Here is a 14,321-nt window from a genome sequence, read left to right on the forward strand (position 1 = left end):
TAATCTTCTTATAAAATAAAAGTGACAAATTGAATTTATTATTAAAACTCAATTTGTCACTTTTAACTTTTCATTAAATAAACGCTCCAAATTCAGGACTATCATTAATATCATTCAGTAAATGCTTAATTTCCTGATCTTTATCCTTATCCATAACAAGAATAACATCTCCCGCATCAACAACTACTAAATCTTTAACTCCAAAACCAATAATCAGTTTTTCATCGCCTCCAAATATAGAGCAATTTTCGCAATCTTGAATATATACGTTATTACTTATTTTATTGTTATTTCTATATTGATTTAAATATCTACTTAATGCATTGAAACTACCTATATCGTCCCATTTAAAATCACCTTTGATTACGTAAGCCTTTCTTGTTCTTTGCATTACTCCAAAATCAATAGAAATTCCATCAATTAAACCATACTCTTCCCTTGTTACTTGCTCCTCATCTTCTTCTCCTAAATGTTGATATATATTCATTAATGATTTATACATCTTAGGCAAGTACTTTTCAATTTCCCTCAATATAACATCTGCTCTAAAAACAAACATTCCTGAGTTCCATAAATAAGTTCCCTTCAATAAGAAATCTTTTGCAACTTCAATATTAGGTTTTTCAGTGAACCTAGCTATTTTATAAGCTTGAGTTGCTGATGGTATCCTTTCACCCATTTCAATATATCCATATCCTGTTTCAGGCCTTGTTGGACTAATCCCTATAGTTACAATCCCTCTACGTCTATTTGCTATTTCAATAGCCTCTGATAGTGTATCTAAATAATCCTTTTGGCCCTCAATATGGTGGTCAGAAGGTAATACTACCATTACAGCATCATTATCTTTTTTTAATAACTTAATAGCTGATAATCCTATACAAGTAGCAGTTTCTTTATTTTCAGGCTCAGTAAATATATTTTCAGAATTAACGTCAGATAACTCACCTCTTATTTTATCTAAATAATCTTGGTTAGTTACTACATAAATATTGTCCTTCTTAATTAAAGGAGTAATTCTTTCAACAGTATTTACTAAAAAGCTTTTATTATTAATAACCTTCAAAAATTGTTTAGGTTGATTTGCTCTTGATAAAGGATATAGCCTTGTACCTTTTCCCCCAGCTAAAATTAGCGCGTATATCACAAAATTCCACTCCATGTAGTACTATGGTTTATTATATGAGTGCTTTTTCCCAATTGTGAAATTATAATATTATTTCATTATTTTCTTTACTAATTTCAATTTATTTTTATAAGGCGCAAACCTTACATTAAACTCTGCAAATGTTCCTCTATCCATTACAGCCCTATTATGTGTGAAGGCTTCAAAGCTTTCTCTTCCATGATATTTACCAACTCCGCTATTTCCAACTCCACCAAAAGGCAAATTAGAATTAGCAACATGAATGATAGTATCATTTATAGTAACTCCTCCAGAAGTTGTTGCTCTTAAAATATACTTAATTTTCTTTTTGTTTTCTGAGAAATAGTATAAAGCTAACGGTTTTTCTCTATTATTAATAAATTCAACCACTTTACTTAAATCTTCATAAACTAACACTGGAAGAATTGGCCCAAAAATCTCATCAGTCATAAGAGGAGATTTAAGATCTGGCTTAGTTATAATAGTTGGTTCCATATACAAATCATCTTTATCAATATTTCCACCAAAATAAATTTTACCATCCATTAAATAGCTCATTAATCTCTCTAAGGAGCTTTTGTTAACAACTCTAGGATAATCTTTACTTAACCTAATATTACTTCCAAACTGTTTATGTATTTCATCAACTATTAACTTTAATAGCTTTTCTGCTACTGATTTATGTACACACAAATAGTCAGGTGCTACACAAGTTTGACCTGCATTTAAGAATTTTCCCCACACAATTCTCTTAGCTGCTAAATTTAATTTTGCATCGGAATCGACTATACATGGACTTTTTCCACCAAGCTCTAGTGTTATAGGTGTTAAATATTTTGCAGCCTTTTCCATAACTATTTTTCCTACTCTCACGCTTCCTGTAAAGAATATATAATCGAATGGTAAGTCTAGAAGAGTAGATACTACTTCTTTTCCACCTAGTGGGTTTACAACCTTTAAATATGCCTCATTAAAATTTTCATTAATCATTTTTTCAAGAAATAAAGCTACATTCTTAGTATTTTCTGATGGTTTTATTATTGCAGTATTTCCAGCAGAAATAGCCCCTATTAGCGGTGATATAACTAATTGAAATGGATAATTAAAGGGACCTATAATAAGCGTTACTCCATAAGGTTCCTTATAAACATAGCTTTTAGATGGATAGTAAATTATAGGTGATTTCCTTTTCTCCTCTTTTGCCCATTTTCTAACGTTCTTTATATGAAGATTAATATCATCATATACTATGCCAATTTCTGTGGCATATGCTTCAAACCCTGATTTTCCTAAATCTTTTTTTAATGCTTCTAATATTTTATCTTCATTACTTTTAATTATATTTTTTAACTTTTTCAAATTTTGAATTCTATAATTAATATCTATAGTTTTACCAGTACTAAAAAATTTCTTTTGCTTTTTAAAAATCATTTCTATATGTTCCATTACCGAACTCCTCGTTTATTTTAAATCAATATTTAAATCTTACCATAATTCACATTACTTTGTATAAGTTTATTTGGTATAACAAATTCTGATATTCCTGATGCATATGGTGCAATTTCATATAATCCAAAGTAAACTACGATATTTCCATTTTTAATATAAAAAGTTTGATTATCACTTATACCATTAAAGCCATCTTTTCCAGGAAAGTACCTATCTGGATCCTTACTTATTTGTCTATTAATTTCTTTATTTAATACATCTTTATAAGGAAAATCACTTTTAAAAATATCTTTTAACTGTAACTCATTTCCTGTTACCGAATCTATATTATATGCTACCCTATTAGTAATTCCATGAGCTCCACCTGTAAATTGATAATAATCTATGTAAAAGCTTATAATATCTGAATTATTAGTTACTTTATATCTTACATATAATTGATAAGAAATTAATGGTGAAGGATAATCTTTAAAGTATTCATCAGCAATACTTTTAACTTCATCAATCCACTTTTCTGTCCACTTTGTAATCTTATCATTAATTTCAGCTTCTTTTTTATCATTACTTAAGCCTTTTATTTGCGGAACAATCACGTTAATATCTAAATAATTATTTTTTGATTTATATATTTTATCCACAATCTCAACACTCATATTATCCTCATTTAAGCATTCACTTTTCAACATAGCCTGTGGATAATTTGTGATTACTGTTAGTAACATCAACATTACTAAAATCCACATTTTTAGGCACTTCATAAAACAATCCTCCTTTTATTTCGATAATACTCATACTCTTTTTATTATTATCTACAATATTGTTAATAATTATTAACATATCTATCAACATTTTTTTAACAAGTTATCCACACCCTGTTGTGGATTATGTGTGTAACCTCTATTTTTTGTTAATTTTATAATTTTTTTCATAAAATTATTTTATGCATGTTTTTAAATTTATTATTAATTTAATTTTTATTACCTGTTTTATTGCTCTTTTTCTGATAATATCTTAATTTTATACGCATAAAATTGACTATTTAATTTTTATTAACTTATCAACACCCCATTCTAATTATTAACATTTTATAGACATTAGAAAATATAGATTCACTTTTTAAGTTTAGCTATTTTCATTAATTTATCACACATGCAATCAATTTTACCATTTTTTTCAATATACATCATTAATCATCATTTTCTTATATTATTTTTATTCATTTTAAATTCTAAAATTCATTTTTATAATTTAAAATATAAATATTTAATTTGTTATACTATTAAGTAATCATTTTATTTTTACTGTGTGTGGATATCTTTTTTAACTTTTTATCTTAATTCAGAAACTGTAGATAATTTTTTCAAAAAAATAAGCCACAGCTTTTAGCTATGACTTTTGTATTAATTTTATTAAAACTTCATTACTTATAAAGCATTTATTCTATTATTCCTCTTCATCAACCTCTTTAGTTTTTCCTGATGTTGAAATAAGAGAATTTAATTCTTTAAGCTCTTTATAAGTAAGATCTCTCCATTTTCCTATTTTTAATTCACCTAAATTTATATTCATAATTCTAACTCTTTTAAGCTTTACAACTTCATAACCTAAAGCTTCACACATTCTTCTTATTTGTCTGTTTAATCCTTGAGTTAATATTATTCTAAAAGTATTATTTCCTTCTTTCTTAACATAACATTTTTTTGTAACTTGCCCTAAAATTCTAATTCCGTTGCTCATTCTTCTAACAAATTCTTCATTAATAGGCTTATTAACAGTTACTATGTACTCTTTTTCATGATTATTTCCAGCTCTTAATATTTTATTAACTATATCTCCATCATTAGTCATTAATATTAATCCTTGTGAATCTTTATCTAATCTTCCTATTGGAAATATTCTCTTCTTATGATTTACAAAATCAACAATATTACCTTTTACCTTATGCTCTGTTGTGCAAGTAATTCCAACAGGTTTATTAAGAACTATATATACTAATTCTTCATCCTTAGAAATCAACTTTCCATTAACCTTAACCCTTTGCCCCTTTGAAACTTTAGTTCCCATTTGAGCTTTTACCCCATCAATAGTAACTAAACCACTTTCAATTAACTTATCGGCTTCTCTTCTTGAACAAAAGCCCGATTCACTTATATACTTGTTTAATCTAACAGTATCTCCTCTATCATTATGAACAATTACATTCTTATTTTTTCTTGACTTTTGTTGCATATGTACCTTCCTTATATATTATATTTGGAAAATTCAAGACCTCCAAAGCCCAATTTCTTTTGGATTTCGAGGTCCATTTCTCCATTATTAATTAAACTTATGCTCTCTACCAGAATTATTGAATCTAACCTTCAAGTCTTTCTTATAAATATACTCTTCTGTTTCAGGTAATGAATTATATCTTAATTCTTTACCTGTTACTGTTACTGTAATTCCCGTGAATTTTACCATTTCATTTTCATTAGCATATTCTATAATTTTATATATTGCTCTGTCAAGCTTTTGATCTAACAGGTTAGTTTCCTCTACTAGCAACTGTCCCTTTTCTGTTGATGATGTAATATTTAATACTCTGTTAAATCCATTAATCTCTAATCTAATTGGTGAAGTTGTTTCAACAACAATAGTTCGAACAACATTGTTATACTTATAAAGCATTGAAATTGAAAATACCACTAAAAATATTAATACAATTGATATATATATTTTAAAATCCTTTAATGTCTTCTTTTCATTTGCCTTAACTTCTTCTCCATTTATTACATCTTGGTTTAACTTAACCTTTTTAAACTCACCAATAGATGTAAGAATAATTGCATTCTTTTTATTTTTCCCTATTACAATGCCATTAACACCTATTTTTTCTTCATACTCTATAATTTCTTTTTTATTTTTTTCCTCTTCATCTTCTATACTATTTTCAACTATTTGTACATAATCCTGAATATTTTTATATATTGGATTTCCAAATATTAATGTATATGCAACTATATACTCCCTATATTTTTGTAAGAATTTCTTATCTACTCTTGTAAATCTATGTAAAACATCAATTGGTACATCCTCATTCTTCACAAAAGCATCATACAATTCAAAATTATTTATAATGAACATGGCTATAGTTAATAGCTCATTTCTTTTAGAATAATCCACTTCTGAATTTACTAAGTCTCTTATAAGCACTTTATATTTTATTAATTCTGATACAAGTTGATTTACTTGTTCATTTCTTGCTTCTACTATATCATTACCAATTAAAATCAACGGCTGTGTTGATGAAAATCGATATTTATTCTTTTGAAACTTGTCCATTTACTCCCCCTACCCTTATGCCTCATTTTTCTCAATAAGTTTTCCTGTTACTATCACTCTTCTTTTTGACCCTATTGTACATGTTATTAATGTAATTTTTTCATAATCTGCATTTTCCAAAACCTCAACCTGTTCAGGTTCTACAATAAAGCTTTCTTCAACTTCATATGTATATTTCCCATCTTTTGTAGTAACAATTACATTATCACCAGGTTTTACTTTATATAAATTTATAAATGCATCTGTAAAATCAGAAACTCTATGTCCTGCAACTGCAAAATTCCCTACTTCTCCTGGCATTGTTGATTCTGGAAACTTTCCTAAGAAATATTTAATTACATCCTCAGTTATTCCTTCCACAACCGGCTGTTTTAATTTAATTGAAGGAATCTCCATAATTGCTATAGGAGTATATCCATTTATTGAATCTAAATTTACTTCTTCCTCAGTATTCTCATTATCCCCTTCTGCTAATTGACTTTCAAAGGCTTCTAATAATTCATTTTGCTTTTGGGATGTAACTATCTTCTTATATGCTACAGTTCCAATTATTCCGACCCCTATAAGTATTAGTAATACCCCAATAATTTTTCTAAACTTTTCCAACAATTCCACCCCTATATTAAATTTCTTTTTTTATTTTTCTAATTTTGTACATATATGATTTTTTCTACATATATTATAACATAAGCACTTAAAACATTAATACCTTTTAATGTAAAGTATATGGGGGAGTTTATGAAATATAATAAAGATAATGTGATTTATATCGATTTCATATTCAAAAGAAAAAGAATTAACTCTAAATCTCTTTTATTATTATATAGGCTTTACTCTAAGCTATTAAGAATTTTTCCATTCAGAATTAATCGTAACAAAAACAAAAAACAAGCTTCTTATAATAGTAGAAAAACTTCGAACTATTAATTTTATTATCCCATTTTTATTTTCAAAATACATCTTTATGTTAAAATATATATATCGAACTATTAGCTTCAGGTGAAGCTTCTACTTCACCTGTTTGCTAAAATTATTATCTAAAGTCACTATTATGACTAAGCTATAATACAAAAATTAATGAGGTGATTTAATGAGAATAGGAATGGGATATGACGTACATAAATTAGTAGAAAATAGAGATTTAATTTTAGGCGGAGTGAAAATACCTTATGAATTAGGTTTACTTGGTCATTCGGATGCGGATGTACTTCTACACGCAATAATGGATTCTTTACTTGGCGCTTCTGCATTAGGTGATATCGGTAAACACTTTCCTGATACCGATCCAAAATACAAAGGAATTTCTAGCATTGAGTTATTAAAGCATGTTGGAAGACTATTACATCAACATAATTATATAATTGGAAACATTGATGCTACAATAATTGCTCAAAAGCCAAAAATGGCACCTCACATACCTAATATGCGTGAAAATATAGCGACTGCTTTAAACATATCAATCGACCAAATAAATGTTAAAGCAACAACTGAGGAAGGTCTTGGTTTTACAGGAGAAGGCCTTGGAATATCATCACAATCAATTTGTTTAATAGAAAAGAACAAATAATAATTTATAATAAAAAAAACAATAGTGTAGGATTATATCTATTTCCTACACTATTGATTTTTATATTATATTTTAAAATTATGTATTTAATTATTTTAAAACTCTACGTACTTATTACCATATCATTTATTAATTTGCCTTTTTTCTATGGTACCAAGCTATTGCAATAATTGCTGAAATCCCCATTAAATATGGATAAAATAAATATTTCATTATTGCAAATGGTGAAAGTGCAGCAAGTCCAGCTGCAGATATAAGTTGTGCACCATAAGGAATTACACCTTGGAATACGCAAGAAAACATGTCCATAATTCCGGCAACTCTCTTAGGCTCTAATCCAACTTCATCTGATATATCCTTAGCTATAGGTCCAACAGTAACAATTGCTACAGTATTATTTGCTGTACAAATATCTACTAAACTAACTAAAGCCGCAATTCCAAACTCTGCTCCCATTTTACTCTTAAAGCCCCTTAATCCTTTATTTATAATAAAATCTATTCCACCATTATATTTTATAATCTCAATAGTTCCAGCAATTAAAATAGATATTATAATAAGTTCACTCATTCCACCTATCCCATCAGCAATTGCACCAAAAAATCCTAATATATCAAAACTTCCTGTTGCAAATCCAATAATACCTGCTATTACTGTTCCACCTAATAAAACTACAATAACATTTAACCCTACTAAAGCTCCTACAATAACTGCTATATAAGGAACTATTTTTATTAAACTATAATCTAATGCTTCAACACTAGTTACTCCTGAATTTCTTGTTATTAAAACAAAAATTAAAGCTGTAATTATAGCTGCAGGTAACACAATTTTAAAGTTCATTTTAAATTTATCTTTCATCTCACAACCTTGAGTTCTTGTTGCTGCTATAGTTGTATCTGAAATCATTGATAAGTTATCACCAAACATTGCCCCACAAACTACTGCTGCAACTGCAATTGCTGTAACTATTCCTGTTTTTTCTGCAACTCCAACAGCAATTGGAACTAATGCAACTATAGTACCCATTGATGTCCCAACTGATAATGAAATAAAACAAGCAATTACAAATATTCCTGCAATCATTATATTACTTGGAAGTATTGATAACCCTAAATTCACAGTAGAATCAACAGCTCCCATAGATTTAGCTACTTGTGCAAATGCACCAGCTAATATAAATATTAATACCATCAATATTATATTGGTATTCCCAGCACCCCTACAAAAAATTTCAACTTTTTCATCAAATTTAACTTTTCTATTCATTAATAATGCAACTAGTGTTGCAGCTAAAAATGGTACTATTACCGAAACTGCATAAAAGTCTTTTGCTAATAAAGCTGACGATACATAAACTATTATAAAAACTAATAATGGTAACAACGCCCATCCATTTCCTTTTTTGTTCATCTTTCTCTCCTCCTTGGTATTTTACTCAAATAAAAAAAGCCCCCGAGAAACTCAGGAGCTTAAATATCAAAACTACATATAATTTCTCATCTATCAGGATTTAGCACCATCATTAATAGTTAATAATTAATAGTTATTGATGAAATTCTACTGAATTTCTAAAATATAAAAACTATTTAAGTTTTTATATCAACTACTAACTAATAGCTCTTAACTGCTAATAGGTTGCCGGGCTTCATAGGGCCAGTCCCTCCACCACTCTTGATAAGATATTAATTTAAAATGTGATTCTAAAGTTTTATTTAAATAATATAACTTTATTACTCGCAAATTGAAACTTTATATTTTAAAAATATATTTCCTTATTCATATTAACAAGTTGATATATCACTGTCAACTGTAAACAAAATCCAATTAAGATTAATAAAAAAAGAAGTAACAAAAGTTACTTCTTTTTTGGTGCGCCATCACGGGTTCGAACCGGGGACACCCTGATTAAGAGTCAGGTGCTCTACCAACTGAGCTAATAGCGCATAAAATGGAGCGGGTAGTGGGAATCGAACCCACCTTTCCAGCTTGGAAGGCTGGAGTATTACCGATATACGATACCCGCATACTTGACAATATAATTATAACTAATACAAATTATACTGTCAATAAATTTTAAATAACTTCTGTAAGACTCTTTTGTAATATTTTCCTAAAGATTTCACCTGCTTTTTTATCCTTAGTAGCACGGCAACATAAATCCATCCATGTTGTTAAATCCTCATGAGTCTTACTTTTAAACTCCTCCTCGCTACTTGCCATATAATTAGATTCTAAAACAAATTTACCTAAGTCCTCTGGTTTATCAAATAACTTTATATATAAAAACTCTTTACTATCTCCATACCAATCTCTATTAAACTCTCTTATAATTTTTTTCATCTCTATCACTGCTTTATTAGAAGGTAAATCCCAACACTTTTTTACTCTATTTATATATTTTTTCATCTTATCTGCTTCTTCTTTAGTAATTTTTTTACTAACCTCACCATCTCTTATTACTTCTTCAACAGGCTTTAATGGTATATAAGAAACAGAATCATCTTTGCAATTTATCCATATATAGAAGGCCTCTTGTAAAAATGAATATTGTATATATCCTATAAACGCCTTAATATTTGGGAAATAACTCCATATATTATTTAACCCATTTCCCCTAGAATAAATTAAAGTATGCATATAAACACTCTTTTCTGTTGGTAATTCATTCATAAACACATGACCTCTAATAGTTCTATTCTCAACAATAATATTTTTCCAATACTCAAAAGAATTATATTTTTGTCTCATATAATCACCTTCTTTCATAAATTTAAATATAATATAGTATATATTTAATATACCACTTTATGGTAAAAACAATCAACAGTAAACGTTTTTCATTATGTAAATTTGATATTTCACATTATTTAGAATATAATATGAATATAAATATATTATATTATATCATATAATATTCGAAAAAAAATAAAGGGGGCAATCTATTGTACAATTGTGAGATATGTGGAAACAAAGCTGATGTTCATCATATAGTTCATAGAAGCGAGGGTGGTTTTGATATTGAGTTAAATTATAAGTATTTATGCGCTTATCATCACCGTGGGAAAAATGGTCCACATCAAAACCAATTTGTAGATCTTCAATACAAAATCGAAATGCAAAATAAATTGTACAATACTCTTCAAAAGGAATATTACTCTCCAAAGGAGATTTCTCAAATTTTAGGTATTCATAATAATTCCTTAAAAAGATTATTAAAGAACTTAAAGAGATATAAAGAAGGATATAAGCGTGACGATATAATCTATACACTTATGGGTTGCGTTAAATATAGCATAGAAACTTTAGAAGAGCTTGCTTTAGATCGTTTAACTGAAGTACTATAAAACTATATTGAATATAACAAAACCTATTTAAGTATATAGAATTGCCTGCAAAATTATTATATGTGATAATTTTGCAGGCAATTTTTTATATTTTCTATTTACGAATACTCTATCTTGATCTCATTTCCCATGTGAAACTCATAAACATAGTTTAATAATTATATAACAAAAAAGACTGTGTAAACACAGTCTCACATGGAGCGGGTAGTGGGAATCGAACCCACCTTTCCAGCTTGGAAGGCTGGAGTATTACCGATATACGATACCCGCATAATTATTTTTGCTCGATTCATCCGAGCTCCTTTTAACAATTAATATTATATACCCTCATTAAAAGCTTGTCAACTATTTTTTAAATTTTTTTATAAATTTTTAATATATATTTAAAAATGGTGCAGATGAAGGGAGTCGAACCCATACGCCGATGGCGCTAGATCCTAAGTCTAGTGCGTCTGCCAATTTCGCCACATCTGCATACCCACAAATAAATTTTACAACTTTTGTAAAATATTTTCAATATATTTTTTATACTAAATTTCCATGTCTAATTGAATGAAAGATTCCCCTTGTGGTTTTAAAAATTCATAGGTATTTCCTCTCTCCTTATCTCCTATTATTAATAGTCTTTTATCTCCTATTATCATAAATCTATTAAAAAATATATCTTTATTATTACGCCAATATTTTAAAATCCAATGATTAGATTTATTTGAAAAGTATCGAAGCCAATCACTAGACGAAAACTCATTATTTATATATTTAGCCATAAACTTCACTCCCCTAATTAAATTGTTATATCTATAATTAATATATTTATATTCACCTTTACGTAATAAAATAACTGTTTCTAAAATTTTTATATTTTAAAATAAAATTGACTTTTCTTATCACCTAGTAAGCTTGATTGACTAAATTAAAATTTAGAATCTAAATTATAAAAAAAACAGTTTATTGACATAATTAATTCGGATAATTATAATTATTCTTAAATGAAACTCCAATTTCGACTTATAGTAAGTCTATAAAATCGGAGTGATATAATTTATATTACTTTTAAATTATATTTATAACTTTATAATTATTTAAAAATTTAAATCGATGAAGAGACGAGTAAATTAAACCTTCATTTTCAGAGAGAAAATACAGTAGCTGAAAGTATTTTTAAATGAAATTAATTGAAGACTACCTCTGAGAGACTCTAATCCAGTCCGTCGCATCACGTTACGATGTTTACTTAAGAGGCCTATTTTAGGCAATTAAGGGTGGAACCGCGGGAATATAATGCTCTCGTCCCTTTTCTATACTAGATTTGTATAAGAAAAGTGATGACGAGCTTTTTTTATACATAAATTTATTTATTATTATATTAAAATTGAGTTTAAATTTAATTTTGGGTTAACAATAAGACGCTACACATACATATTTAACTCGTACTTAAAATTAAAACTTAATTCTAAATTAATATTAAAGAGAACTCATCACCATATTAAATTTGATGAGTAAAAATCAAATATTTTGAATTTCACTTAAAATGAAGGGAGATACTAAAATGATTAAAGTTACTTTAAAAGATGGGTCTATTAAAGAAGTTGAAAATGGATCATCAGTTTTAGATGTTGCTAAAGCTATTAGTGAAGGTTTAGCAAGAGTTGCTCAATGTGGAATAGTTAATGGAAAAGTTGTTGACTTAAGAACAACTTTAAATGAAGATTGTGAATTAGAAATTTGTACTTTTGACTCTCAAGAAGGAAAAGATGCTGTAAGACATAGCGTTTCTCATGTACTTGCTGCTGCAGTTAAAAGATTATTCCCTGAAGCTAAAATTGCTATAGGACCTGCAATTGCTAATGGCTTCTACTATGATTTCGATGTAGAAAAAGCTTTTGCATCTGAAGATTTAGATAAAATCGAAGCTGAAATGAAAAAAATAATAAAGGAAAATCCTTCAATAGAAAGATTCGAACTTCCAAGAAACGAAGCTTTAGAGCTTATGAAGGATGAACCTTATAAAGTTGAATTAATAAATGACCTTCCAGAAGATGAAATAATATCATTCTATAAAATTGGTGATTTTACAGACCTTTGCGCTGGACCACACGTAATGTCATTAAAGAATATTAAAGCTATCAAACTTTTAAGAAGCGCTGGTGCTTATTGGAAAGGTGACGAAAAGAATAAAATGCTTTCTAGAATTTACGGAACTGCATTCTTAAAGAAAGCTGATTTAGATGCTCATTTAGAAGCTTTAGAAGAAGCTAAAAAGAGAGATCATAATAAATTAGGTAGAGAACTTGGACTATTTACTACTGATGAAAAAGTAGGTCAAGGACTTCCATTATTTATGCCTAAAGGAGCTAAATTATTCCAAACTCTTCAAAGATGGATTGAAGATGAGGAAGAAAAAAGAGGCTATGTTTTAACTAAGACTCCTTTCATGTCTAAGAATGATTTATTTGTAGCTTCTGGACACTGGAGCCATTATAAAGATGGTATGTTCGTATTAGGTGATGAAGAAAAAGATGCTGAAGTTATGGCTTTAAGACCAATGACTTGCCCATTCCAATTCACTGTTTATAATGCAGAACAACATAGCTACAGAGATCTTCCAATAAGATATGCTGAAACTTCTACTCTATTCAGAAAAGAAGCTTCAGGAGAAATGCACGGTCTTACTAGAGTTAGACAATTCACTTTATCTGAAGGTCACATAATCTGTACTCCAGAACAATTAGAAGATGAATTCAAAGAAGTTGTTGATTTAATAAATTACGTTATGGAAACTTTAGGAATATCTGAAGATATTTCTTACAGATTCTCTAAGTGGGATCCAACAAATACTGAAAAGTATATAAATAACCCAGAAGCTTGGGAAGCTACTCAAAACCAAATGAGAACTATATTAGATCACCTTGGAATTGATTATGTTGAAGCTGAAGGTGAAGCAGCATTCTACGGACCAAAACTTGATATTCAATCTAAAAATGTTCATGGAAAAGAAGATACAATAATTACTGTTCAAATTGACTTTGCTTTAGGTGAAAGACTTGGTATGACTTACATCGATAAAGATGGTGAAAAGAAAGTACCATTCGTTATCCATAGATCTTCAATTGGATGTTATGAAAGAACTATCGCTACTTTAATTGAAAAGTATGCTGGAGCTTTCCCAACATGGATGTCACCTGTTCAAGCTAAAGTTCTTCCACTTTCTGATAAGTATGCTGACTATGCTGATGATGTAGTTAGAACTTTAAGAAAAAATGGTGTTAGAGTTGAAGTTGACCACAGAACTGAAAAGATTGGTTACAAAATCAGAGAAGCTAGACTTGAAAGAGTTCCTTATATCCTAGTTGTTGGTGAAAAAGAAGCTGCTAACAACGAAGTATCTGTAAGAAGCAGAAGGAATGATGATGAAGGTGCAATGGCTTTAGATGCTTTTGTTTCTAGAATAACTAATGAAATAGCTAATAAAGAAAGATAATTTTATTTA

12 protein-coding genes, 4 tRNA genes, 1 riboswitch and 1 other annotated feature are annotated in these 14,321 nt (G+C 28.5%); of the genes, 3 read left to right on the forward strand and 13 right to left on the reverse strand.

Features of this window, described 5'->3' with window-relative positions:
- Positions 1–73: 73 nt before the first annotated feature.
- The 6 genes from ABUA17_RS06435 to ABUA17_RS06460 all read right to left on the reverse strand — a co-directional run bounded on the left by ABUA17_RS06435 (position 74) and on the right by ABUA17_RS06460 (position 6,532).
- Positions 74–1,147 (reverse strand): mannose-1-phosphate guanylyltransferase, encoded by a 1,074-nt coding sequence (locus ABUA17_RS06435; protein ID WP_055275580.1) that lies wholly within the window; start codon positions 1,145–1,147, stop codon positions 74–76.
- A 69-nt stretch (positions 1,148–1,216) separates the two neighbouring features.
- Positions 1,217–2,593, reverse strand: a complete 1,377-nt coding sequence (locus ABUA17_RS06440; protein ID WP_195951413.1) for an aldehyde dehydrogenase — start codon at positions 2,591–2,593, stop codon at positions 1,217–1,219.
- 32 nt (positions 2,594–2,625) lie between these two features.
- The gene (locus ABUA17_RS06445) at positions 2,626–3,354 is read right to left on the reverse strand and encodes a DUF3298 and DUF4163 domain-containing protein (protein WP_052330724.1); all 729 of its coding nucleotides are present in this window, start codon (positions 3,352–3,354) and stop codon (positions 2,626–2,628) included.
- 685 nt (positions 3,355–4,039) lie between these two features.
- Positions 4,040–4,825: a 23S rRNA pseudouridine(2604) synthase RluF gene (rluF, locus tag ABUA17_RS06450; RefSeq protein WP_195951414.1), complete on the reverse strand. Its 786-nt coding sequence runs from the start codon at positions 4,823–4,825 to the stop codon at positions 4,040–4,042.
- Between the two features lie 87 nt (positions 4,826–4,912).
- Positions 4,913–5,917, reverse strand: a complete 1,005-nt coding sequence (locus ABUA17_RS06455) for an anti-sigma factor domain-containing protein (protein ID WP_042400610.1) — start codon at positions 5,915–5,917, stop codon at positions 4,913–4,915.
- A 15-nt stretch (positions 5,918–5,932) separates the two neighbouring features.
- Entirely contained in the window at positions 5,933–6,532 is a 600-nt protein-coding gene (locus tag ABUA17_RS06460; RefSeq protein ID WP_242833263.1) for a class D sortase, read from the reverse strand.
- Between the two features lie 475 nt (positions 6,533–7,007).
- Between ABUA17_RS06460 and ispF the strand changes: the two genes are divergently transcribed.
- Entirely contained in the window at positions 7,008–7,484 is a 477-nt protein-coding gene (ispF, locus tag ABUA17_RS06465; RefSeq protein WP_042400607.1) for a 2-C-methyl-D-erythritol 2,4-cyclodiphosphate synthase, read from the forward strand.
- 129 nt (positions 7,485–7,613) lie between these two features.
- Here the strand turns inward: ispF and ABUA17_RS06470 are convergent, their stop codons facing one another.
- The 4 genes from ABUA17_RS06470 to ABUA17_RS06485 form a co-directional block, all read right to left on the reverse strand.
- A complete protein-coding gene (locus ABUA17_RS06470; RefSeq protein ID WP_042400605.1) occupies positions 7,614–8,897 on the reverse strand; it encodes a Na+/H+ antiporter NhaC family protein in 1,284 nt (427 codons plus the stop codon).
- An 83-nt stretch (positions 8,898–8,980) separates the two neighbouring features.
- A riboswitch (SAM riboswitch) is annotated at positions 8,981–9,168 on the reverse strand.
- 186 nt (positions 9,169–9,354) lie between these two features.
- Positions 9,355–9,430: transfer RNA gene (locus tag ABUA17_RS06475), tRNA-Lys, on the reverse strand.
- A gap of 6 nt (positions 9,431–9,436) precedes the next feature.
- A tRNA-Gly gene (locus ABUA17_RS06480) sits at positions 9,437–9,510 on the reverse strand.
- A gap of 50 nt (positions 9,511–9,560) precedes the next feature.
- The gene (locus ABUA17_RS06485) at positions 9,561–10,253 is read right to left on the reverse strand and encodes a hypothetical protein (protein ID WP_349818007.1); all 693 of its coding nucleotides are present in this window, start codon (positions 10,251–10,253) and stop codon (positions 9,561–9,563) included.
- 176 nt (positions 10,254–10,429) lie between these two features.
- Here ABUA17_RS06485 and ABUA17_RS06490 point away from each other — a divergent pair, with 176 nt between their 5' ends.
- Complete coding sequence (locus ABUA17_RS06490; protein WP_042400602.1) at positions 10,430–10,831, forward strand: HNH endonuclease signature motif containing protein; 402 nt, start codon at positions 10,430–10,432, stop codon at positions 10,829–10,831.
- A gap of 196 nt (positions 10,832–11,027) precedes the next feature.
- Here ABUA17_RS06490 and ABUA17_RS06495 read toward each other — a convergent pair.
- The 3 genes from ABUA17_RS06495 to ABUA17_RS06505 all read right to left on the reverse strand — a co-directional run bounded on the left by ABUA17_RS06495 (position 11,028) and on the right by ABUA17_RS06505 (position 11,598).
- Positions 11,028–11,101 (reverse strand) — tRNA-Gly (locus tag ABUA17_RS06495).
- Between the two features lie 120 nt (positions 11,102–11,221).
- A tRNA-Leu gene (locus tag ABUA17_RS06500) sits at positions 11,222–11,305 on the reverse strand.
- 56 nt (positions 11,306–11,361) lie between these two features.
- The gene (locus ABUA17_RS06505; RefSeq protein WP_042400600.1) at positions 11,362–11,598 is read right to left on the reverse strand and encodes a hypothetical protein; all 237 of its coding nucleotides are present in this window, start codon (positions 11,596–11,598) and stop codon (positions 11,362–11,364) included.
- A 322-nt stretch (positions 11,599–11,920) separates the two neighbouring features.
- Positions 11,921–12,129: a binding site (T-box leader), on the forward strand.
- A 251-nt stretch (positions 12,130–12,380) separates the two neighbouring features.
- Between ABUA17_RS06505 and thrS the strand changes: the two genes are divergently transcribed.
- Entirely contained in the window at positions 12,381–14,312 is a 1,932-nt protein-coding gene (gene thrS, locus ABUA17_RS06510) for a threonine--tRNA ligase (RefSeq protein WP_042400598.1), read from the forward strand.
- Positions 14,313–14,321 lie beyond the last annotated feature (9 nt).

Origin of the sequence: Clostridium sp. RTP31139st1_H3_RTP31139_211217 (assembly GCF_040227035.1) — a bacterium.
GTDB lineage: Bacteria > Bacillota > Clostridia > Clostridiales > Clostridiaceae > Clostridium > Clostridium saudiense.